At 28.8% G+C, this 24,346-nt stretch carries 21 protein-coding genes and 3 pseudogenes; 19 read left to right on the forward strand and 5 right to left on the reverse strand.

All coding sequences use genetic code 11. The annotated features are described in order from the left end of the window. The first annotated feature begins 242 nt into the window (after window positions 1-242). The 11 genes from psyc5s11_RS09865 to psyc5s11_RS09915 all read left to right on the forward strand — a co-directional run bounded on the left by psyc5s11_RS09865 (window position 243) and on the right by psyc5s11_RS09915 (window position 13,210). Entirely contained in the window at window positions 243-1,187 is a 945-nt protein-coding gene (locus psyc5s11_RS09865; protein WP_224037414.1) for a PfkB family carbohydrate kinase, read from the forward strand. A gap of 4 nt (window positions 1,188-1,191) precedes the next feature. Next, a complete protein-coding gene (locus tag psyc5s11_RS09870) occupies window positions 1,192-1,884 on the forward strand; it encodes a phosphoribosylanthranilate isomerase (RefSeq protein WP_224037415.1) in 693 nt (230 codons plus the stop codon). 436 nt (window positions 1,885-2,320) lie between these two features. Continuing rightward, entirely contained in the window at window positions 2,321-3,073 is a 753-nt protein-coding gene (locus tag psyc5s11_RS09875; RefSeq protein WP_224037416.1) for a C39 family peptidase, read from the forward strand. Window positions 3,074-3,846: 773 nt separating this feature from the next. Further along, entirely contained in the window at window positions 3,847-5,103 is a 1,257-nt protein-coding gene (locus psyc5s11_RS09880; RefSeq protein ID WP_224037417.1) for a right-handed parallel beta-helix repeat-containing protein, read from the forward strand. Between the two features lie 155 nt (window positions 5,104-5,258). After that, window positions 5,259-6,857, forward strand: a complete 1,599-nt coding sequence (locus psyc5s11_RS09885) for an MBOAT family O-acyltransferase (protein WP_224037418.1) — start codon at window positions 5,259-5,261, stop codon at window positions 6,855-6,857. Further along, on the forward strand, window positions 6,844-8,193 hold the full coding sequence (locus tag psyc5s11_RS09890) for a lipolytic protein G-D-S-L family (RefSeq protein WP_224037419.1): 1,350 nt from the start codon (window positions 6,844-6,846) through the stop codon (window positions 8,191-8,193). Before psyc5s11_RS09885 ends, psyc5s11_RS09890 begins: the two co-directional genes overlap by 14 nt. Before the next feature lie 75 nt (window positions 8,194-8,268). Further along, window positions 8,269-9,774 (forward strand): amino acid adenylation domain-containing protein, encoded by a 1,506-nt coding sequence (locus psyc5s11_RS09895; protein WP_224037420.1) that lies wholly within the window; start codon window positions 8,269-8,271, stop codon window positions 9,772-9,774. Between the two features lie 87 nt (window positions 9,775-9,861). After that, window positions 9,862-10,089, forward strand: coding sequence for an acyl carrier protein (locus psyc5s11_RS09900; RefSeq protein ID WP_224037421.1), 228 nt, complete (start codon window positions 9,862-9,864; stop codon window positions 10,087-10,089). A 508-nt stretch (window positions 10,090-10,597) separates the two neighbouring features. Then, window positions 10,598-10,915, forward strand: a complete 318-nt coding sequence (locus psyc5s11_RS09905; RefSeq protein ID WP_224037422.1) for a nucleotide pyrophosphohydrolase — start codon at window positions 10,598-10,600, stop codon at window positions 10,913-10,915. A 265-nt stretch (window positions 10,916-11,180) separates the two neighbouring features. Continuing rightward, a complete protein-coding gene (locus psyc5s11_RS09910) occupies window positions 11,181-12,728 on the forward strand; it encodes a rhomboid family protein (RefSeq protein ID WP_224037423.1) in 1,548 nt (515 codons plus the stop codon). Window positions 12,729-12,976: 248 nt separating this feature from the next. Then, the gene (locus psyc5s11_RS09915) at window positions 12,977-13,210 is read left to right on the forward strand and encodes a hypothetical protein (protein ID WP_224037424.1); all 234 of its coding nucleotides are present in this window, start codon (window positions 12,977-12,979) and stop codon (window positions 13,208-13,210) included. 4 nt (window positions 13,211-13,214) lie between these two features. Here psyc5s11_RS09915 and psyc5s11_RS09920 read toward each other — a convergent pair. Continuing rightward, window positions 13,215-13,394: pseudogene (locus psyc5s11_RS09920) on the reverse strand (GIY-YIG nuclease family protein); the annotation flags it as partial. 174 nt (window positions 13,395-13,568) lie between these two features. On the opposite strand from psyc5s11_RS09920, the gene psyc5s11_RS09925 reads away from it, so the two are divergent. The 4 genes from psyc5s11_RS09925 to psyc5s11_RS09940 all read left to right on the forward strand — a co-directional run bounded on the left by psyc5s11_RS09925 (window position 13,569) and on the right by psyc5s11_RS09940 (window position 17,944). Then, the gene (locus psyc5s11_RS09925; RefSeq protein WP_224037425.1) at window positions 13,569-14,309 is read left to right on the forward strand and encodes a hypothetical protein; all 741 of its coding nucleotides are present in this window, start codon (window positions 13,569-13,571) and stop codon (window positions 14,307-14,309) included. A gap of 86 nt (window positions 14,310-14,395) precedes the next feature. Then, window positions 14,396-15,232 carry a DUF4163 domain-containing protein gene (locus psyc5s11_RS09930; protein ID WP_224037426.1) on the forward strand — a complete coding sequence of 279 codons (837 nt, stop codon included), beginning with the start codon at window positions 14,396-14,398 and terminating at the stop codon, window positions 15,230-15,232. A 184-nt stretch (window positions 15,233-15,416) separates the two neighbouring features. Further along, window positions 15,417-16,508, forward strand: coding sequence for an N-acetylmuramoyl-L-alanine amidase family protein (locus psyc5s11_RS09935; RefSeq protein WP_224037427.1), 1,092 nt, complete (start codon window positions 15,417-15,419; stop codon window positions 16,506-16,508). Window positions 16,509-16,531: 23 nt separating this feature from the next. Next, a complete protein-coding gene (locus psyc5s11_RS09940) occupies window positions 16,532-17,944 on the forward strand; it encodes a DUF5050 domain-containing protein (RefSeq protein ID WP_224037428.1) in 1,413 nt (470 codons plus the stop codon). Window positions 17,945-18,232: 288 nt separating this feature from the next. Here psyc5s11_RS09940 and psyc5s11_RS09945 read toward each other — a convergent pair whose 3' ends face one another. Further along, the gene (locus psyc5s11_RS09945; RefSeq protein WP_224037429.1) at window positions 18,233-19,126 is read right to left on the reverse strand and encodes a hypothetical protein; all 894 of its coding nucleotides are present in this window, start codon (window positions 19,124-19,126) and stop codon (window positions 18,233-18,235) included. A gap of 376 nt (window positions 19,127-19,502) precedes the next feature. On the opposite strand from psyc5s11_RS09945, the pseudogene psyc5s11_RS09950 reads away from it, so the two are divergent. Further along, window positions 19,503-19,655: pseudogene (locus tag psyc5s11_RS09950) on the forward strand (DEAD/DEAH box helicase); the annotation flags it as partial. A 191-nt stretch (window positions 19,656-19,846) separates the two neighbouring features. On the opposite strand, the gene psyc5s11_RS09955 reads toward psyc5s11_RS09950, so the two are convergent. After that, a complete protein-coding gene (locus tag psyc5s11_RS09955; RefSeq protein WP_224037430.1) occupies window positions 19,847-20,245 on the reverse strand; it encodes a hypothetical protein in 399 nt (132 codons plus the stop codon). Between the two features lie 810 nt (window positions 20,246-21,055). On the opposite strand from psyc5s11_RS09955, the pseudogene psyc5s11_RS09960 reads away from it, so the two are divergent. Together psyc5s11_RS09960 and psyc5s11_RS09965 are read left to right on the forward strand one after the other, a co-directional pair. Then, window positions 21,056-21,136 (forward strand): annotated as a pseudogene (locus psyc5s11_RS09960) (transcriptional regulator); the annotation flags it as partial. 55 nt (window positions 21,137-21,191) lie between these two features. Then, window positions 21,192-21,821: a histidine phosphatase family protein gene (locus psyc5s11_RS09965; RefSeq protein WP_224037431.1), complete on the forward strand. Its 630-nt coding sequence runs from the start codon at window positions 21,192-21,194 to the stop codon at window positions 21,819-21,821. Between the two features lie 165 nt (window positions 21,822-21,986). On the opposite strand, the gene psyc5s11_RS09970 is transcribed toward psyc5s11_RS09965, so the two are convergent. Then, complete coding sequence (locus psyc5s11_RS09970) at window positions 21,987-22,277, reverse strand: hypothetical protein (protein WP_224037432.1); 291 nt, start codon at window positions 22,275-22,277, stop codon at window positions 21,987-21,989. 93 nt (window positions 22,278-22,370) lie between these two features. Further along, complete coding sequence (locus psyc5s11_RS09975; RefSeq protein ID WP_224037433.1) at window positions 22,371-22,553, reverse strand: hypothetical protein; 183 nt, start codon at window positions 22,551-22,553, stop codon at window positions 22,371-22,373. 163 nt (window positions 22,554-22,716) lie between these two features. Between psyc5s11_RS09975 and psyc5s11_RS09980 the strand changes: the two genes are divergently transcribed. Beyond that, window positions 22,717-24,162 carry a DEAD/DEAH box helicase gene (locus tag psyc5s11_RS09980; protein WP_224037434.1) on the forward strand — a complete coding sequence of 482 codons (1,446 nt, stop codon included), beginning with the start codon at window positions 22,717-22,719 and terminating at the stop codon, window positions 24,160-24,162. Window positions 24,163-24,346: the final 184 nt, after the last annotated feature.

Genomic DNA, 24,346 nt, shown 5'->3' on the forward strand with positions numbered 1-24,346 from the left:
TTATATAGTAGTTGCGCAACTATTTGATACTCTCATATTTCTTAAGTAAAATAAATACTTTTAGCTTAAAATGTACATATTTAGTAATAAAACGTTATTATAGTGTGATTAATTCCGTTATATGGTAAAAAGAAAGGGATGTTAAATAAGACTTTGTAAATAAATGTTTGTGATGTAAATATTTGTTGTTTAAAAAAAAAGAAGGTGCTATAATTCAAATACAAAGTAAAGGAGGTGTTGAAATGAAAACAGAAGATTATGTAGTAGTTGTGGGAGGTTTAAATCTTGATTTAGCAGGCTTAAGTGGAGAGGTCTATAGAGAAAAAGATTCAAACATTGGAGATATTCAGATGACAGTTGGTGGAGTTGGGCAAAACATTGCTCAAAATTTGATAAAGTTAGATGTGCCTACCTATCTAGTGGGAGTATATGGTGATGATTATTTTGGTAAAATCCTTTCTGATCAGTGCAAAACCCATAATATTAAACTTGATTACGCAGAATGTATTCCAAATGCAAAAAGTTCAATTTATTTATATGTGACAGATAATCAAGGAGATATGGTTACTGCCGTAAATGATATGAAGATTACAGAATATATGACACCTGAATTTTTTGAAAAGCGCATTGATTTTATTAATGAAGCTTCTATTTGTGTAATTGATGGAAATGTTCCGAAAGAATCTATAGAATGGCTAGTAAGTCATTGCATTGTGCCTATTTTTGTGGATCCTGTTTCAGTTACAAAAGTGGACAGGTTTGAAAACGTATTAAACAAAATTGATACATTTAAACCAAATGAATTAGAGGCAGGCTTTTTGACAAGTATTGATATTGTGGATGAAGAGACTGCGAAGGAAGCGGCTAAGATATTGAATCAAAAAGGTGTGAAAAATGTTTTCATTTCTATGGGATCAAAAGGAATATTATGTTCAACAGAGGAGGAAGTTGAGTGTGTTCCCATTTTACCTTCTCACATTGTTAGTGTAAATGGAGCTGGAGATTGCAGCATGGCTACAATTATATGGGAACGTTTTTGGTATGGGAATAAACTACCACTTATAAAGATTGGACAGCTGGCACAAGCAGCATCAAGTTTAACAGTAGAAGTAGCGCAATCAGTTTCTCCAGAGTTGAATATCAGAAATATAGAAGAAAGAGCAAAGAAATATTTGAAAGAGGTGTAGAATAATGATAAAACAAATTTATTCTTTAGTGAATTATAATGAAAGTGTAGCAACAATGGATGCTGGTGCAGATCATATTGGTTTGGTACCTATGCAAAGTGGAGGTGTTCCAGCACATCGTGTACCATTTGATGTTGTAGATCGTATTTTTAATGAAGCTAAAAAGAGAGGCGTGAAATGTGTTGCCATTATGCTGAATAAAGATCCAGATGAAATGATGTTTATTACAAAACGTTTAAATCCAGATATTATCCATATTGCAGGAATGGATTTCACAGCAGATGCAGCATTTGCTGATCGACTACATAAAGAATGCAAAGGTGTAGAGTTGATGCAGGCTGTTTTAGTAGATGGACCAGCAGCAGTAGGTAGAGCGAAAGAATTTGCGAAATTTTGTGACTATATTTTAACGGATTCAGGATTAGCTGCTGATACTGGCATCGGAGCAAGTGGATTAACTCATGATTGGAATATTGATGCAGAAATTATAAAATCCGTGAATATTCCTGTTATTATGGCGGGTGGACTTGGACCTGACAACGTAGAAGAATGTATTAGGCAAGTAAGACCTTATGGGGTAGATTCCTTAACAAAAACCAGCTACAAATATAATGATGGCATAATGGAAAAAGATATTTCAAAAGTAAGAGAATTCTGTGAAAAAGCGGATAAAATATCAAAAGAATTATGGCTATAAACCTAGATAGAATCTATCATCTGAATGATAGAAAAAATAAAGGGATGGCTTTTTTATTGTTATTCATCACTAATTCAAACTTTGTATTTAAAAAATTGCCACATATTGATTATCTAAAATAAACATATTATCGAATCAAATGGTGCAGATTTAGAATAATAAAAGAGATTAAACCTATGTTCATATGAATATAGGTTTAAAACTTTTTGAAAATATTGTTTCCATAATAAGTAAAAAATAACTTTTGACGCTTGAATTTGTGTGTTTAAAGCCAAAACAATTTAATTAATTTAAATATTATGAGATTATAAACGGTACAAACTATTAAATAGTTATAGATATATCAAAAGTATAGAATAATCAAATGAAAGGTAAATTTATCTATAATTATTTGTGCATAGTTTGGATTAACGTAACATAATTTTAGGAGGATTTTATGAAAAACAAAAAAAATTATTCGAGAATAGTAATATTATTAATCTTATCAATATTACTTATAGTACCTAGTCAATCCGCATATGCTAAAACGGTAAATTTTAATGACTATAGTTTAAATCAAAACAGTGCAACAACTAAAGTTGGACAAGCATTAAATCCAAGTTTGGGATTAGGAACAAATCAAACTGAATATATAAGCAACAACAAATCATATGATTGGTATATTGATCAAGGATATACTGGGGAATATTCAGATAATAATTGCGGACCATCCTGCACTACAATGGCATTAAAATGGATTAATTCTAATTTCACTGGAACTGCTGAAGATGCAAGAGAAACTTATTTAGAAAATGGCAATTGGTGGACTACATATGATATTACCAATTATTTTGATTTATATAGTGCAAAATATAATACAATAAACTTAAATGAAAATTCTTTAAAAAAATCGCTACAACAAGGTAATATAGCTATACTTTGCATTGATACAACTTACTTACCATACAATGCAAATTCAGAGCAAAGAGTTGGAAGATTTTATGACTATAAAGGAGGACATTTTATTGTAATTAAAGGCTATAGAATAGTTGATGGAAAAACATATTTTGAATCTTATGACTCAAATAATTGGGGAATGTATTATAAAAATGGAGAAGAAAAAGGAAAAGATAGATATTATTTAGCTAGTGATTTAATGAAAGCCGGAAATGCTAATTGGAATTATGCCATAATAGTACACTCAAAGTAATAATTTGAAAATAAATGGTTTCAAATTTATGTAAAATATAAAAAAGGCCTATAAAGAAGTTATATATGCTTATTCGTGATACTTCAAAGTTAGATGAAAAAGAATTAAAATATGCAACCAATCCATTAAATTATGCTGATTTTTATTATATTTAGAAAAATATAATATACCAATATTAAGATTACCTACTAATGGTAGTGAGGAATATAAGAAACTTAAAGATAAATTAATAGGGAGATTGAATATTTAAAATGAAAAACAAGCTGAAGTTTTAGTTATATGAAACTTCAGCTTTAGTAATTTTAAATTAAATCTAGAGAGGTAATAGTAATATAGATTGGGATAGGTTAATTTTATTAGATTATGAAGAAAATGAATCTGACATTGTATATAAAGCTAATATTGATGGAAAAGAAGTTATATTTTATGGAGTGGTGTAAAAGCTGCTCTATTTTCATACTTACATGTATTTTTTTATCTTCAGACGAGTTATGCTTTATAATTACTGATAAAGAAAATAGGCTTGTGCCTTATCATAAATTAATAAAATTAATTTGACTATATGTAGTTAATCTACCCTTTTAAATAAGAATATATTTAAATCAATATATTTCACATAAATTTCACAAAACGCATTTATCATGAATTGGAAATGGATTCTAGTTTATATATATGGAATACATATAAGGATTAATTTGAAAATAAAATCTTTATATAATATTATGATCATATGGTAGTATATATTTTTCTTAAAATGTTTTTAGGAGGTTCTGATGAAAAATTTATTAAAAAAATTTAGTGTATGTTTTATGACAATTTTGTTGAGTACAGAAATGACAGCTTGTGCATTAGCATCGGCATATCAATCATCAGTTGGTAACACAAAAAGTTATTATGTAGCAACTGATGGAAATGATAATAATCCTGGAACCCTTGATAAACCATTTGCAAGTCTTGCTAAAGCCCAAGATACAGCTGCTAATGGAGATACTGTTTATATACGTGGTGGCACTTATAAAAATTTCACTATTGTTGATTCAGATACTAATTATAATTATGTAAATGAAATTACTAAAAGTGGAATTACATATAAAGGATATGCTACTGAAGTCCCAATATTTGATTTTTCAAAAATAGGAACAGATAAACGTGTGTGCGCTTTTTATATAACATCTGATGCAAAAGACGTTACTTTTCAATCAATTAAAGTGACAGGAGTTCCGGTAGGTATACAGAAACAATCAGAATGTTTTAGAATTGAAGGACAAAATATAGTTTTTAATCAAGATACATGTTCTGATAATCAAGCAATTGGTTTTTATTTTACAGGTCATGCAACAGGATCATGTATTAGATGTGATTCTTATAATAATATAGGAGTTGGACCATCAATTGGGAATATAGATGGCTTTGGAGCTCACGGAGACGGTGTTACATTTAAAGAATGTCGTTCGTGGAACAATAGTGATGATGGCTATGATTGCATTACTTCAAAAGGAGCTAATACTTTTGATTCATGTTGGGCATTTAATATGAATGCTGGAGGAGATTCTAATGGATTTAAGATTGGTGGATGGGGAAAAAAAGCAATAGATTTTGTGCCTCCAGTTCATACTGTTAAGAATTGTCTTTCTGTGAACAACGGAGCACATGGATTTTACGCTAATCATCAACCAGGGCAATCTGCAACTTGGACTAATAATACTGCATACAACAACAATAGAGGAAACTTCACTATGCTTGAATGCGCAAGCATAAGTAATCCTACTGATATTCCGGGTATAAAGGAAGTGCTACATTATAATCTTTCTTATAAAGATAATTCATTAGATAATGCTAATCTTCCAGCAGAAAATAATACAAATAATTCATGGAACGAAGCGGATAAAAATCTTTCAGCAAATGATTTTCAAAGCATTGATGCAAGTCAGCTAACTAAAGACAGAGGTCCTAATGGTGAATTGCCTAAAATAACGTTTATGAAGCCAACTAATAATTCCATATTTAAAGGTTTTGGGTGCTTTAATTAAATGAAATCTTCCTCCTATAAAGCAAGTTCTAAAGGATAATTATAATATAAAATTTTCATATTATACCTGGATATGCCATAGTAATGACAAAATAATATATTATAATGAAGTTGTATTTAGTAGTGAATGGTATATTTGAATAAGGATGTGAAGCAATGTCGTTTTTGCAATTTAATTTTTGGCTTTTTTTATTTATATTGATTTCGGCATATTATTTTTTGCCTAAAAAGCTTCAATGGGTATGTTTACTGAGTGGCAGCTATGTCTTTTATATATTTGCTGGTATAAAGCTTACTGGGTATATAATCTGTACAACACTTAGTGTTTGGATTGGCACAGTACTCATTAGCAAACTTAATGATAAGAAGGAAAAGGAATTAATTGAAAAAAGGGAAGCTCTGACGCCGCAAGATAAGAAAAACATAAAAATCATCGCAAAGAAAAAACAGAGAATAATTTTTTGGTGCGTTTTACTAATTAATTTTGGAATTCTTGGATTTTTGAAATACTTTAATTTTTTATCAGAAAATATTACTGGATTATTTAATTTTGCAACAAAAAATGGAATTGAGCCTTTTAAGTTAGGGTTATTGTTACCACTTGGTATATCATTTTACACATTTCAATCCATGGGATATTTGATTGATGTGTATAATGGCAAATATAAGGCAGAAAAAAACTTGTTTAAATTTGCATTATTTGTTTCTTTCTTTCCTCAAATTGTCCAAGGACCTATTAATAGATTTGATAAATTAGCAAATCAGTTGTATGAGCCTCATAAATTTGATTTGAAAAAATTTGAATATGGATTGCAATTGATTTTATGGGGACTTTTTAAGAAAATGATAATTGCCGATAGAGCAATTGCAGTAGTTAATGAAGTATTTAATCATTATGATAAATATGGCGGTGGCATTACAATATTTGGAGTATTATTTTACTCATTGCAGCAATATGCTGATTTTTCAGGTGGAATAGATGTAGCAATGGGAATTGCTGAATTGTTTGGAATCAATATGTCTATAAATTTTAAACGTCCGTACTTTTCAACTTCATTATCGGAATTTTGGCGCAGATGGCATATTACATTAGGTTCATGGATGAGAGACTATATTTTTTATCCTCTGGCACTTACAAAGAGAATGTCAAAAATAGCGAAAGCAGCAAATAAACATATAGGAAGAAGAGCAGGAAAAATTATTCCAGTTGCTATTTCCAATATGGTTGTGTTTTTAGTAGTTGGGATTTGGCATGGACCATATTGGCATTACGTGGCATGGGGATTATATAATGGTATTATAATTGCTTTTAGCGCTATTTTAGAACCTTTCTATCTATGGTTAAGAGGAATAACAAAAGTAAATACTGAATGCTTTTCATACCACTTATTTAGGATATTAAGGACATTTTTTATTGTAAATTTAGGTTGGTATTTTGATAGAGCAAGTAGCTTAAAGGCCTCACTTTATATGCTGAATAATACAATAATGAACTTTAATATTAACCAATTAATGGATGGAACAATTTTAAAACTTGGACTTAAAGAATTTGATTTCAACGTTCTATTTGTAGCAACTGTTGTTCTAATAGTAGTCAGTGTAATGCAAGAAATGGGTATAAAAATCCGAACATTTTTATCAGAGCAAAATTTAATTTTTAGATGGATAGTATTATATGTTTTAATTTTTGCTATTATTTATTTTGATGCTACAGCTACTAACTTACAGGGAGGTTTTATGTATGCACAATTCTAAAGCTGTATGGTTTAGGGCAATTATATTTGTAATATTATTTATTATGATAAATTATGCTTTGACATTTATATTTGTTCCAAAAGGTAACTATACAAGAATGACTATGCGTGAAATGTATTCACAAAAAGAAAACATGGATGTAGTTTTCGCTGGTGCTTCACTATCTCAAAGAGATACTTATCCATATATAATGGATAAAGAATTAGGCTATAAAACATTTGATTATGCATTTTCTTCCCAAATGTTTATTGGGACATACTATTCTTTAAAAGAGTTATTTGATTATCAAAAGCCGAAATTGATTATCTTAACTACTGAGCAGAATAATTTTACGGCAAAGCAAGAAAAACCATTAGTATACCTTTCAGTTGCGCCATATATGAAATCATTATTTAATATGGCACAATATTATTTCAATTCCTCCGCACAGGATGGTTTGTATTTGGATAGATTGTTTCCGTGGCGTGGATATGATGTAAAGTCTCCACAAGAAGCAGTAAAGAACTTTGATGGAAAATTAGATGATTCCTATATTAATTATCCAGAACCTGGGCAGGTAGAAGCTTTTTCAAACAATAAAAGTGGGTATATAGGACGAGGAGCTGTAAAAACTAATCCTAATAACTCAAAAGGATATATTGATTATGATAACTTAAAAATTTCTTTTGAAAACATAAATATTAAGGATATACAAGAAAAAAACGTAGGATACTTAAAAAAGATATCAGAGTTATGCAAAGCAAATGACTGTAAATTAATTCTTTTAACTCCACCACTTCCTGTATTTGAAGTACAAAGAGTAAAAAATTATTTTGAGTTTAATAAGGAGATAGCTAAAATTGCGAAGGACTTAAATATTGAATATTATGATTATAATTTAATTAAACCTCAATTATTTATGCTAAAAGGTGATTATTTTAGTGACAAAGAACATCTTAATATCAAAGGGGCAGAAGCATTTTCTAAATCATTAACTTCTTTCTTGAAATTGAGGGAGAAAGGGGATGATTTGAATAAATATTTTTATACTCCAGAAGAATATTATGCAACTATTAATTTTGTTTCAGCTACGTGGTTTAATTCTCTAAAAAGTGGCAGCAAGCTAAAATTAACAGCAGATTCTTGTCATGGAACCAAGGTTGTGCCAGAATATCAGTTTGTATTAACAGACATGGATACAGGTAAAAAACATATTATAAGAGATTATGATGTAAATCCAACTTTTACTTTTGATGCATCAGCATATAAGAAATATAAAATACGGGTTAATGCAAGGGTATCTGGAGCTAATAATGATGATTTGACTCGTTATCATGAAGAAGAAATTTCAAAATAAGAATTTATACTAAATTCAGCTGAAATATAGAACTACAACTGAAAAGTTTCACTTATAAAAAATGGAGGAAGTAGTATGGAAAAAAGTATTTTATCATATCTTGAAAAATCTGAACAGGCATTTCCAAATAAAACAGCTTTTTCAGATAATAAATATGAATTAACTTATCATGAGTTAGCTGAAGCAGCTAGAAGCATTGGAAGTTTTTTGATTGGAAAAATTGGTGCCCATAGAGTAGTTGTTGTTTATATGGAAAAGAATGCAAGAAATATTGCTGCATTTATGGGGGTTGCATATTCTGGATGCTTCTATGTTCCATTAGATTCACAAATGCCAATGGAACGCATTAACATAATATTAAAAACCTTGCAGCCAGCCGCTGTAATTTATGATGATCAAACAGAAAAGTTTCTTTCTCTCATGGAAGCAGACTGCGTGAAAGTATTGTATGATGAAATATATTCGTTACCTCAGGATAAAGAAAAATTAGATATGGCACGAAGGAAAATGATAGATACTGATCCTTTGTATATTCTTTTTACAAGTGGATCAACAGGAATTCCTAAAGGTGTTGTTGTATGTCATCGTTCTGTAGTAGATTATGCAGATTGGGTTGTTAAAACATTTATGTTGAGTGAAAATACTATTTTTGGAAATCAAACACCCTTTTATTTTAGTATGTCTGTATTAGATATATTTGCGACAATTAAAAGTGGTGCAACATTATATATTATTCCTAAAATGTTGTTCTCATTCCCAGTGAAGCTATTGGAATTTCTAAAAGAAAAAGAAATCAATACAATCTACTGGGTTCCATCGGCATTAAGCATAGTTGCCAATTTAGGAGCTTTAGATGTTGTACAGTTACCAAATTTGAAGAAGATTCTATTTGCAGGGGAAACAATGCCTACTAAACAACTTAATATTTGGCGTAAACATGTTCCACATGCAGCTTATGCAAATTTATTTGGGCCTACTGAGATTACAGACATTGGAATTTATTATACAATAGATAGAGAATTTAGTGATGATGAACCTATTCCAATAGGAGTTCCATGTGACAATGTAGATGCTTTAGTTATAGATGAAAATAAAAAACTTATTAAAGAATGTGACAAGATTGGTGAATTATTAATTCGTGGTTCTTTCTTAGCTTGTGGGTATTATAATAACCCAGAAAAAACAAAAGAAGTATTTATTCAAAACCCATTAAATGATAGTTATCCAGAGATAGTTTATTGCACAGGTGATTTAGTTTATTGGAATGAAAACAGCGAATTGGTATATGTATCACGTAAAGATTTACAAATTAAGCACATGGGGAATCGCATAGAATTAGGTGAAATAGAAAATGCAATGAGTGCATTGGATGGCGTTGATATGTGTTGTTGTTTATATAATAAGGAAAGTGATCAAATTGTTGCTGTATACACAGGAAATTTAGAGCTTAAAATATTATCTCAGCTTTTAAAGCAGAAGTTACCACGCTATATGATACCAAATATTTATCACAAGAGAGAAAGTATGCCCCTTAATATGAATGGAAAAATTGATCGTGCAAAGCTAAAAATGATTATATAAAATAATGATATATGACTTATTAAATGTAGTTTTATTATTGCAACATAATATATTTAATATCAATTATTATAATAAAGGAGAATTGTTATGGAAAAGTTGATTGAATTATTAAAAGGTGTTAGAGATGATGTTAATTTTAGAGAATGTACAACTTTGGTTGATGAAGGGATTTTAGATTCCTTTGATATTATTGAGATTATTAATGTAATTGATGAAGAATATGACATTGAAATTCCTGCTATTGAAATAGTTCCTGAAAATTTTAATAGTGCAGAGGCAATTTTAAATATGATACAGCGATTGCAGGAAGAATGAATATTATAAAAGAATAAAATAAACCGTAGAGCTAAAATGTATAAGTAGAAGTACTGTTCCAGTAAGACCTAGTCGATACTTTGCAAGAAATAAGGCACAATCAAAAAAATAACAAGTCCATTTGCCAGAAAAGTTCCGTATTGTAGCACAGCTACTCTTTTCTAATGTGCCCATTTTCCATCATGCTGCGTCGGCAAATTGACCTAATAGGCACGCTATGAGGGCAATTCGTCTCCTTGCCTGATGAAAAATATTCATGGCAACTTTGGACTTGTTATTTATTTTCATGTACCTAAAAAGAATAGCAACTTAAACACGACCTGTCTAAGAGGCACCCCCGGGATCTTTGTGAAGGAAGAATGACTGAACTTGCTATTAACAGGGTGAATCAGTGTTTCCACTAAGTTTCATGGAAGTGAATTTTATGAACAGAAAAGTAGTAAAATCAGTTATTATATATGGTATAATAAATATAAAATAATGGAAAAACGTAGAAAGAGTGGTAATTATGAAAGATACAATAGATAGAATTAGAAAATTCAGAAATGACAGAGATTGGAATAAATTTCATACACCTGCTAATTTATCAAAAGCAATTTCAATTGAAGCAGGAGAGCTTTTAGAAGAATTTTTATGGGATGAAAAAAACTTTAATAAAGAGCGTGTATTAGAAGAACTTGCAGATGTTATGGTTTATTGTATACAGATGGCTGATTCTTTAGGCGCGGATTTAGAAGAAATAATTAATTCCAAAATGGATAAGAACGAAAAGAAATATCCAGTTGAAAAAGCTAAAGGAAATAGTAAAAAATACACACAACTGTAAAGAGCAGCTATGCTGCAATTCGGAACTTTTCACAATTATAAAAAGCAGCTATGCACCTATGAAAAGAGTGGCTATGCCAAAATGCAGAACTTTTCTGCAACCAAGATCATTTCACATTTATAAAAAGGGGAACTGAAAATGATTGTATATGAGGCTAGCAAAAGAGATTTTATGAAACATGTTACTAATATAATTATTACAAGCTACTAAAAAGTTAAGCCGACATTCTGGTTATAAAATCAGTTAAAGGGGTAAGGGGAATAGTATGTATAAAGATAATATAGAAGCAATGATGATGAGTTTTACTAAATATAAGGATTTTATGCCATTATATGATGAAGAAAATAAAATAAAAATAGATGAGAAAAATAATATAATGATAAAAGATTATTTTGGTACAATTATTTTTTTGAAGTTAATTAATGGGGACTTGATTTCAGAAGAAGAGATAAAACAACATTTTATAGATGTGAAGGAAAGTCTTTTAAGTTCTAAGAAGAATACTGTTGTATATTCTTTTGAAATATTTATTTTTGAAAAGGACCCACAAATAGAGAAAATCAAGATTATTGATGAAAACCAAGTTAATAAAGTAACAGGAAGAAAATACTTAAGAAGTATGGTTGTAAACCTTGAAGAACAAAGTGTAATGAGCCATTTTAAAACCAAAAGAGATGAGTTTGGAATAAAAGGACATTTAAAGAAATATTTTAGTGAATATAAGAAAAGTGATAATTCTTATGTAAACTTTGAAGAAATTGTAGAAAAAAAGAAAATGGAATCTAGGATTGAATTTAAGACTAAAAAGCCAATAATAACTTATATATTAGTTGCTTTAAATATTTTAATCTTTGCTTTAATGGGGTTATATTCATGGAAGTCGGATATAGATTATAATACACTGTTATTAAATTTTGGAAGTAAAGAAAATGCCCACATATTGCAAGGGGAATATTGGAGGTTTATAACACCAATATTTTTACATGTGAACATAATTCATGTAGCTTTAAATTGTTATTCATTATATTTAATCGGCATACTTGCTGAAAGAATTCTAGGAAAGACTAAATTTATAGCCATATATCTTGCAGCTGGAATTTTAGGTAATATATTTAGTTTCACATTTAATTCAAATCCTGGAGCAGGGGCATCAGGAGCTATTTTTGGGTTATTTGGAGCCGTTCTTTTTATATGTATAGAGAATCCTGCATTATTTAAGTCTGGATTAGGATACAACATAGTTGCAGTAATTTTCATAAACTTATTTTATGGATTTACTAAATCTGGAATAGATAATTTTGCACATTTGGGAGGGCTTATAGGAGGATTTACGTTAGCAGGAATATTCAATGAATCGAAAAAGAGGTTATGGTATTTAAATAAATATATTTACTTAGTACTTGCGATTATAATAACGTCATCAACAGTTTTATGGGGCTTTAATAATACTCAAAGTAAAACAATAAGATTGGTAACTCAACTAGAGCAAGATAATAAAGCGCAAAATTGGAAAGAGGCTGAAAAAAATGCTAAGGAAATTTTGGAATTAAATCCATCTGAGCAAATAAAAACATATACTTTAAAATGTATTGTTAATTCAGATATCTTTTTAAAGAAATATGATGATGCTGTTAAATATTCCAATGACTTAGAAGAATTAGATCCCAAAGATGGGCATTATTTCTTAGGAATAGTGTATTACAATATGAAAAAATTTGATTTAGCAAAAGGAGAGATACTTAAGGCGAAATCACTTGGTGCTAATTATACTAATATGGATGCTATACTAAAAAGTATTGCGTCACTTAATTAATTAGCAAGTAAATCACGTCATTACTTTTAAATAGAACTTAAACACCACCTGTCTCAGAAGTACCACCGGGGGAAACATAATTTTCCATATATAAGCATTGTACTAAATTCATATATTTGGTGCAGTGCTTTTTTGTTAAGCAAAAATTAAAGAATACATTTACATTGTAGAAGATATTAATTACAATACAAAATTATGATATAATCTATATATGATAAATTACCAAATGATAGAATGGAGGTGCTCAAATGACAAATGATGAATTATATAAACGTATAATGGTTATGCCTAGTGTTAAAAATGCAGTTACTTATATGAACGATTCTAATATAACTAAGGGTGACTTAGCTAAATTATGTAAGAGGTATAATGTAAATATAGAAATCAAAGTTACTAAAGAAAAAATGATTGATATCTTTGTTAAGTCTACACTTGGCGTAAAATTAGCAAAAAAAGCAACTTATAAATATTGTACAAGATAAAAGTTAAATTTTTTATGAGCTTTTCAACTTTTGGAGTACTAGATTTTATATTTTGAAAATAAGAACCAACTCTATTTTTTAAGTTCTTTGATTTTCCTACATAGATGATGATACCAAGGGAATCTTTCATAAGATACACTCCTGGAACTGATGGGAGAGCTCTTACTTTTTCCTTTAAATCCACGTTTATTCCTTCTTTCGTATAATATCAAAAATAGTATTCTCATCTAATGAGAATACTATTTTTATATGATAACTTATAGGAAAGAAAAAGTCTATAAAGTCATTTCTTACTGTATTATAATATTTAAGTGGTAAATGCAAATACTATTCACATAAAGTAGTTAGGAGAATAGTTATGAAAAAGATATTATTACCTCAAAGCGCGAAGATAACACCAAAGGAAGTATTAGAGGAAATTAATAAGTTTGATTATATTAATAAAAGTCCATATAGCTCAACTTATTATAATGTACCAGAAATTACTTGGGACTATAAGCCAGAAGGAAGTTTAAGGATATCAGACCATTGGAATTTTGTATCTCATGGAACTAAGCATTGTCTTTTAGCTCACACAGAAAAAGTAATACAAAATAATTGGATATTAGCAAAGTATATAGATGGTAAGTATGAGATTTTAAAAGAGTTTGGAGAAAATGTTCCTGGATATAGATTTATTGAGGTAAATAAAAATGAATTAGAGTTACTTAAAGATTTATATAATAAGGAAGGCATAGTTAGTTCGAAAGAGTGGTATAAAAAGTATCAGAAGAGACCAGACTTAGCAAAGGAGAGTCATGCAAAGAATAAAAAGGTATTATTAAAAAATATAAGTGATGAGAGGCTAAAGAAATTTAAGGAGGAAAACAAAGATATAAAAAAAGTAGTTTTTATTGAAGAAAAGTATTTGAGTACCATTCACACAGTATTAACTTTGTATCAAAAGAGCAGTGAACTTGATGAGCTGTGCACGACAGAACAAGGAATTAATAAATTGATTAATACTTATAAGGCGTATGAGTTTAATGGCGATGAGTGTGAATCATTTGAAGAAATATTTATTTTAGTTTTAGATAATGGAATGGCAATTAAGTCTTAAGTTAAAAAGTAAACCAGAAGAACCTACAGGGGTCTTTATGAAGGAAGAATGATTAAACTTGCTACGAGGTTATAGAGGAGGAAATTATGTTTAGAAATTTATGCGTTTTATCAATAATTGTAGGAACAATGGTAATAACATTGTCATGCAGTATCAAGACTGATGATTCTACAAAAGCAGTTATGGGAAATAACAGTATTTCTGCTGATAATTCTAAAATTGAAAATAATAAGGTAAATGAAAATGATACTCAAAATAATTTGAAGGTGTCTCCCGAAAGTTCATACAAAATAATAAGTGAAACTTATGATAATAATAAAGGAACTAAGATAAACTATCCTCAAATAACAGATTTAAGTGACGCTGAAAAACAGAAAGAATTAAATGAAATTATTAAAAATGATGCATTGAAGGGCAACAATTATTATAAAGATGCAGACGGTGATGTAACCATTGATATAAATTATAAAATTGTTTGTCAGGAACCAGAATTTCTTAGCATAATTTATTCTGGTGTAGGAAATGTTTCAGGAGCTGCACATCCAAGTAATCTCTTTTATACGACTAATTTGGATATTACAAATACAAAGATATTGAGACTAAATGATATTGTAGATATTAATGATGATTTTGTTAATATGCTTATTAATGGAAAGTTTAAGGCTGTGAATAGTGAGTATGAATCTGAATATAAGTCTGAAATAAGTATGGTTACTTTTGATGATTGGAAAAAAACACTTTTAACTGCAGATCCATCGGATAAGATGGGGAGTGAATTCAGTTATATGACTAAAGATTCTTTAGGTATTAGCATAGGGGTTATGCATGCACTTGGTGATCATGCAGAATTCGAAATTAAGTATAAGGATATATGGAAATATATTAAGATTAAAGATCATACACATTTCTCAAAATTAAATTAATATTTTAGTATAAAAATGGTTTGTTATTGGGAATATTTATAAGCTGAGATTTTCTATGTTTAGGAAATCTCAGCTTTAATTATTTTATGTAACATCTTCAATGAATAGTGTAAAGCAATTTGCGGAAAAATAGAATCAAAATCTATTTATAGTATAGAGAAAAAAGTAGTGAGGATAAATATTTATGAAAAAATTTATATATATGATCTTTGGAATGTTATTAGCATGTATTTTCATATTACCTGTTTCTTATTGTAATGCAGAAAATACTGCTACAAGTGAAGATAGCAATAGTAAAGTTTATGATTTGCAGCAGAATGCTTTTAAATATTATCAAATTAATCATAAAGGAGCTCTAGGAATTCCAATTTCATGTTTATGCTCAGAGTCTGAAGTGGGAGATATTAGAAAATATACAGTAGAGCCCAAGTACTCTGAATCTATTAATGGTAATAGGATAGAAATAACCATTTCACAAGTTAATGTTACTGGTTCAACTGATAACTTTAGTTCAATTTTGAAAGACAATAAGTATATAAAGGACATAAAGCTAGATAAACTTGATAATAATACAGCAAAAGTTGATATTGAGACTTCTGGGAAAATAGATATTAAAGTAAATCTAGTAAAAAGAAGATATTCGTCCCTAGGAGACAATAAATATGAATTTACAACTTTTATAGATGTTACTTTTGAAGAAAAAGTTAAAGACAATTCTAAAATAATAATTATTGATCCTGGTCATGGTGGCTCAGAGCTTGGAACAACAGCCAATTTTACTTATGAAAAGCAGCTAAATTTGGATATATCTAAAAGAATAAAAGAAAATCTTATAAAATCAGGATATCGTATATATATAACCAGAGATGATGATAGTAATGTAGGATTACTTAATAGAACAGATCCAGCAAATCTTTTAAATGCAGATTTATTTTTCAGTGTTCACAATAATTCACTTCCACTGGATGTTAATATGCAATGTGTTTATATGTTTAGAGGAACTACAGTATTATATAATTCAACTGCACCAAAACCAGGAAGAGAATTTGCGAGTATTCTTATGAGGGAAGTATCTAGCATTGTAAAAACTAATACATATCCACTTCAAGATAGACAAAGTCTTGCAGTTTTATCCTCAGCATGGTGCCCAGCAGTACTTATGGAAACTATTGCTCTAACTGATGATGGTGATGCAAAGATGATGATGCATAGAATTAACAGTCAAAAAGTTGCAGATGCATCCCTTAGAGCAGTGAATAAATATTTTAATACATAAATTGAATGGGGGTGGAGATATATATGAAGTCAAAAAAGGCTGTTAATAGATTTTTTTCAGTTGTTATTATTGCAGGATTAATTCTTATATCATGTAACACGAGTGTAAAAGCTGACGAAACATCAGGTACAGATTTTGCCCATACAGATTTAGGCACTATTTCAGGCTTATCAGTTGAAAAGCATAACCCATATGTTGAATATGCAGGCGTTGACCATTATCCAGTTATAAGTGGTGACACAGTTAAAATTAATATGACCTCCAAGTATGATGGGGGTTATTCCGACTATGGTAACTATGATCCAGTTCAGTATAGAGTATTTATAGCTAAGGATAATGATAAAGGATATACAGAATTAACTAATGGATATTCAAATGATATGATTGCATACAATGATTTTATTATAGAAGATAGTCAGCCGCTAACTGAAGGTAATTACAAAGTTATGATTTTTGTAAATAAATCTTCATCTAGTGGAATAGAGAAAAACTCATATGGTGCTTATGATAAAATATATAATTTTAATTTTACCTGCTATAGCAGTTCAAATGCTCCTAAAAATGATGATTCAAAGGTTTCAAATTCATCAGGTAATATTGTAAATGACGGAATGGCTGTAGAAGATGATGATTATATATATTATATAAACAGAGTTGGAGATGTTTATGGAGCAGCTCCTGATTATTTATATAAAATAAAGAAAAATGATCCGCCTAGGAAGGATTTTTGTGATTTAAACTATAATACAAAAGTAATTCCAAATAGAGTATGGAATCTTAATCTTGTAGATGGTTGGATTTATTATAGCAATTGGAAGGATCCTTTTCATCATAGTATAAATAAAGTTAAAAAAGATGGAACCGAAGACACATGTATAGCAAATGAACCAACAGGTAATATGTTTGTTACAGGATATTGGATATATTATGTTAAAAGAACTAACTCACATTCAATTGACTTAAATAATATATACAAGATATCCTTAGATGGTACTTGTAGAATAAAACTTAATTTAACTAGCACAGAAGATATGACTGTAAGTAATGAATGGATTTATTACACTAATATATCTGATGGATATAAAATCTACAGAATGAAATTAGATGGAAGTGAGAATACAAAAATTTGTGATGATGAAACTTTATTTATGACTGTGTGCGAAGATACTGTATACTATAGTAATAAGTCAGATGATAATAAGTTATATAAAATAAATGCAGATGGGACTGGAAAAGCGAAATTATCTAATAATAAAGTTACATTTATAAATGCAAGTTTTGATTATGTTTATTATGTAAATTATTCAGACAATGAAAATCTTTATAAAATTCCAGCTAGTGGAGGAAAATCTGAAAAAATCACCAATGAGTATGGAACTAATATAACAATTCTAAAGGATAAAATATTTTTTAATGGTTTGTTTTATAAAAAATAGAGATAGGAGTGAACGTTGATGACATTGCCCACTGGGGGGCTTTGTGAAGGAAGAATGACTGAAATTTTTAAATTTTAATACTATTCTAGCTTTTTTAAATTAAAGTAACTTGTGTGTATTTAGCTTATTCTACTAATTAAATTTGCTATAATCAAAAAAACTACGTAAAACGTAGTTTTCTGCATACCTATTTTATTGCATAAAATATAGTAGATAGTTTTATGTAAAAACAAAACTATCTACTAGACTACAGTCCTCTAGAATATACTATAAAAATCTATTCTTAATTTATTCATATATTGAAGTATAATCCGGTGCACAATACCAAAGTTTTATTGTTGGATTTACTGAGTTTATTGATTTAACGTATGAAGATGTTCTATTAAAATAAATTGACCAACTTTGTTTTACATTAATTAATCCAAAATCCTGACCTACATTATCTTGTGAGAAAATTGATGTATATGGCAATTTAATTGTTGCATACGATTCTGGTTTTAAGTAAAAATCAACATCTACCCATTGCGACATTCTTCCTCCCGGATAAATATTTATTTGTCTAACAAGTGCACCATCTGGAATAGATGATTGTGAACTTAAATTAAAATATGCTGTATTTGTTTTTCCAGTACTTCCGCTTAATCTAAGGGTAGTATTAGCAGTACATTCATATTCTGCATTCTTATAATTAGGTTCACCAGCCATTATATAAAAATCATAAGGAATTTGATTATCCTCAGGTGTTAATTTTATATAATATGTTCCTGAAGTTTCAATGTTCATTTTTTGTGATATTGCATGTCCTTTTCCGTACTGTCCATTAAATATTTCTTGATTGCTTTCAGATATAACAGTTGCAGTTACATTTTTATCCGTATAAAGAGTAGTAGCTTGTTCTCCTTGTGGAAGATATACTTTAAACCAAGCTTCTCCAATTACTTTTGAATATGATACTCGATTAGATTTCCAAGTAACAGAATCTTCCTTAGTATTTCTCTTAAGTGCAATAGCATTTTCTTTAGTGTTATATTGAGTTGCTACTGTTACCGCTGAACCCGTTGTAGTTGTTGCAGCTATATTATTAGCACTTCCAACTGAATCTGTAGCATAAACTGGTATAATTATACTAGAAGTAAAAATACAACATAATAAAATTATATTTGTTATTTTTTTTGTTTTCATAATTAATTTCCCCCTCTTTTATTAATTTTATAAATATATATTGTAAAATAATAAATTTTTTGTATTATTTGGTATGCATAACCAAATATATATTATCATAATACTTAAATTAAGTAAATACTCTTCCCTCTAAACATACAAAATCCTGTATTAAACGCAAATAATTTGTGTATTTGATTTGTTTGTTCAAAAATATTCTTTTTATTCCTAAAAATGTACACTTTGCAATAATAATATTGACTTTATACCTAATAAGTGTATTTTAGTTAAGATTCCTTTTATTATCATTAATTTTTGGTATTGTAAAAACATAACTTTTAAAAACTAACGCTAAGTCTGTGACGTCCATGAGTGAAGTATAATAATTGTAGATATCAAGGATCTTAAACAAAAAACACATATAGTAGTTGGTACGCCTGGCCGTATTATAGATCACATAGAAAAAGGTACATTTGATACATCAAAGATAAAGTATCTTATAATAGATGAAGCGGATGAAATGCTTAATATGGGATTTGTAGAGCAATTACGTTTGTAACACAAAATGAAGGTAAGTTTTTAAATGATATATATGAATATATAGGCAAAGAGATTCTTTTGAAGGTAACACCTTCAATGGAAATGGAAAATTTGATGGCATGTTTTAGAAAAAATAGATAGGACATAAGTTGTTTTTTGTATACTACATTTTGTTTTTGATATAATGAACTTCCAAATGCCTTAAATAATTAGCAATTTGTTTATTAATGCGTCTAATTCTGAATTACGCTCCAGATTAACCAAGTTTTCAGGAATTGTAATATAATTACAGCTACTGCTTTGAAAATAGCTATGTATTATTTGAGTTTTGTCTATTTCATCGTTATTAACTTCTATAGGAGAGCTAGTAATAGCTTTAAAGTAGTGAATAATACTTATTTTTATAATTTCATTTAGTTGTTTAACATTAATATCTTTTATATTATAAGTTTGGGAAAAAAGAACGTTGCTTTTCTTAATAAGAAAAAGCTTTATTAAATTCTCATTTAGAGATTCAATTATAACTATATTTTTATTTTCTTCTGAAAATTTTATAGTCTTTCGATTATTTGTAAGGTAGGTTACTGAAGCTATAAGCATCTTTTCTTCTATTTATTTGAGTAAAGTATTATCAGCATCATTAAGTAATGCTATAACTTTACAGATGATATTTTCATATTGCTTAGTTGTAGCTGCTAATTCTAAGCACATACCAATACACAAGTCTAAGGAGTAGCTCAAACATGAAGTACCATTTTTATAAGTATAGTTGCAATTTATTTTATAAAAATCCTTTATGATTTGAATAGCTTTTTCTGCAGCATTCTTATTTGTATATGGACCAAAATAAAGGTATGTTCATTTTGACTATTAGTGATAGAAATTTCTATACTAGGATATTTTTCACCTAATTCAATCTTTATATATGTATAAGATAATGGATTTTTCATTAGTCTATTGTATCTAGGTTTCAGCTCTATTATTAGCGTACATTCTAGCATAAAAGCTTCAAATTCTGTGTCAGTAATAATATAGTCAAAATCCTTTAAATCAACGTTTATTCCTTCTTTCGTATAATATCAAAAATAGTATTCTCATTTAATGAAAATACTATTTTTATATGATAACTTATAGGAAAGAAAAAGTCTATAAAGTCATTTTTTACTGTATTATATTGGAAATATTTACAAGCTAATATTTTCTATGTTTGGGAAACCTCGGCTTTAATTATTTTATGCCATCTTCAATGAATAGTGTAAGGCAATTTATGAAAAAATATGTGGAGATTACACCTATACTTTTACATGTGAAATTATAAAGGATAATATGAAAATGCTTTGTGACCTAAGGTTAAATTTAAGCACAAATGAATGGATCATTTATAGGATGTAATTAAAATTATAGCACCCTTTAAAATTAGCAGTGGATATTGCTAAGGTATTTGGGAAATCAGTAGAAGAAGTATTTGAATTTATAGATGATAAAGAATAAAATTATAATATTAAATGATGACTATAAAATTAATTATATGAGGAGAAAACAACTAATGAATACTGTAGTATATCTAACAAGGCATGGACAAACAGAATGGAATATTGAAAGAAGATTACAGGGGAGAGGAAACTCGCCTTTAACACAGACTGGAATAGCTAGAGCTATGGAGCTTCGGGACAGGATTAAAGATATAGATATTGATGTTATATATTCAAGTCCAATAGAAAGAGCATTAGATACTGCTAAGATAATTAAAGGGGAAAAGAACATAGAAGTTATAACAAATGATGGATTAATGGAAATGTGCTTTGGTGATTATGAAGGTAGAAGAACAGATGAAGTTATGAAAGAAAATCCAGAATGGAATATTGATTTTATTATGAATGGTGATGTTAATTTATGTGCTCCAAATGGTGAAACATTAGGATGTGTTAGAACTAGAATAAGTGAAACTATGGATAAGTTGATAGAGCAAAACAGAGGAAAAACTATTTTTGTAGTAGCTCATGGAATAACACTAAAGGCCTTAATGTATTATTTTAAAGATGAAGAAGTAAATACAGAAGTTATGGGCCAAGCCACTTTAACAAAGATAACTGTAGACAAGAATAATAATTTTAATATAGAATTTAAAAATGATGATAGTCATTTTACAGTAAAAGGACAAAAATTAGGATGGTAAATTAATATATAATTTAGTATTATAGAGGACTTGATAGTGTCTAAGAGTATAGAAGAAGTAAATAAGCTGAGATTTTCACGTTTATGAAAATCTCAGCTTTAATGATTTTATACAAATTTATGCTATATAAACATAAAGATTGGTAAGTACTAGAAAGAGTGAATATTATTCAAAGTCTTCAGGTTTAAGATTATTTGCGTATTCTAATATTTCATCAAGTGACTCTGAACTATATAATGAATCAGTTCCACCACCATGATAATAAAGAGAAAATTTATCATTTTTAAAATAAAAAATATGATAACTTCTTGATCCTACTTGCCTATTACCCATACAAATATCGTTCTCCTCAATTTTTTTGTTTAAATTCTTATCGATATTATGGACAGTTATATTTTTTACGCCTTCCAATTCAGAAAAAAGAGGATAAAATTTAAATTGTTCTAAAGTGTTCATATTAACATCTCCTTTAAATAAGCATTTGGTGATAATTATTAGATAATATATTTTAATTATACTATAACAAATATATAAATAAAATAATTATATTTAAAGCTGAGCCTTTTTGTATCTAGAAAGCTCATTTTCTTTTTTCTTCATTTTACGATAATACCATATTATCGAAGTAATAAAGGCAAAAAAGATTTTTATAAGAAGATCTGTTGCTGTGTCTTCAAGTCCACCATTTACCATATCTGCTTTAAAGAAATAATCTGCTAGAAACTCAATCATTTCCCATAAGGTACCTAAAGTAATTGAAATACATGGGTATGCTATAATAAAAAGGTTAGTATGCATATTAGTATATGGATTGTAATGATAAAAAGAAAATATCGTATAAAAAAGTATATTTGTAACAATAATAGTAAAAAAATATAGGAAAAGAGATGATCAAATGATAAAAGCAGATTTTAATGATTATAAGTTAAGCAGCGAGTTATTAAAAGCAATTAGTATGTTAAATTTCAAAGAGTTTACAAAAGTTCAGAAACAGGTTATACCAATTGCGTTAACGGAAAAGGATATAGTAGTAAAGTCTCAAACTGGAAGCGGAAAGACTGCAGCATATGCTATTCCTATTTGCCAATTAGTGGATTGGGAAGAAAATAAACCTCAAGCATTAGTGCTTACGCCAACACGAGAACTTGCTATCCAAGTCAAAGAAGATATTTTTAATATAGGTAGATTTAAAAGACTTAAGGTAGCTGCAATTTATGGGAAGTCTCCTTTTTATGATCAAGAAAAGGAACTTAAGCAAAAAACACATATAGTAGTCGGTACACCTGGTCGTATTATAGATCATTTAGAAAAAGGTACCTTTGATACATCTAAGATAAAGTATCTTATAATAGATGAAGCTGATGAAATGCTTAATATGGGATTTGTAGAGCAGATAGAAACAATAATAACAAACTTATCAAAAGAACGTGTGACCATGTTATTGTCAGCAACAATGCCAAAAGACATAGAGACTTTATGCAACAAATATATGAAAGATCCTATACATATTGAAATAGAGGCGCAAAATAATGCTGCAGATAATATATGCCAAGAAAGATATAACGTAAATGAATTGGATAAAATAGAACTTTTAAGTGATATAACTATATTAGAAAATCCAGATAGCTGTATGATATTCTGCAATACAAAACAAAAGGTAGATGAAGTTTATACTGAGCTATCAAAGCTCCAATATACTTGTAGAAAAATACATGGTGGAATGGAACAAAGTGATAGATTAAGAGTAATGAATAATTTTAAGCTGGGTTATTTTAGATATCTAATAGCTACAGATGTTGCAGCTAGAGGGATAGATATAGATAATATAACCCATGTAATTAATTATGATATACCTGAAGACAAGGAAAGCTATGTTCATAGGATAGGAAGAACTGGACGCGCAGGCAAAACAGGTAGAGCAATTACTTTTGTAACAAAAAGTGAAAGTAAGTATTTAAATGATATACATGAATATATCGGTAAAGAGATTCTTTTGAAGGAAAGACCTAAAGTGGAAACTGTAAATAATCTTACACAAGAATTTGCTTTGAAAATGAATACAAGACCTGAAATTAAAGAAACAAAAGGTGCTGCGCTTAGTAAAGAGATTATGAAATTACATATTAATGCAGGTAAGAAAACAAAGATGAGAGCGGTAGATATTGTAGGCACACTTTGCAATATTGAAGGCATGACAAAAGACGATATAGGAATCATCAATATACTTGATATATCTACCTTTGTAGAAATATTAAATAATAAAGGGGAGTGGGTGTTCTGTGAGTTACAAAAAACACCTATAAAAGGTAGACTTCGTACAGTGAGTAAAGTAGATATATAACAAGAAGAAACTGTTTCTAGTTTCTTCTACAGGCGCAAGCTAAAAATGGTAACACTTTTACAGTCAAAGTGAATTAATATTTTCTAAGTACAAGCTATGTGATTTGTATAGATATGAAAATGTAAAACTCTTCAGAAGCCAATTATGTACCATATTTATAAAAACAAAGGATAAGTTTAGATTT

This window comes from Clostridium gelidum (assembly GCF_019977655.1).
Classification (GTDB): Bacteria; Bacillota; Clostridia; order Clostridiales; family Clostridiaceae; genus Clostridium; species Clostridium gelidum.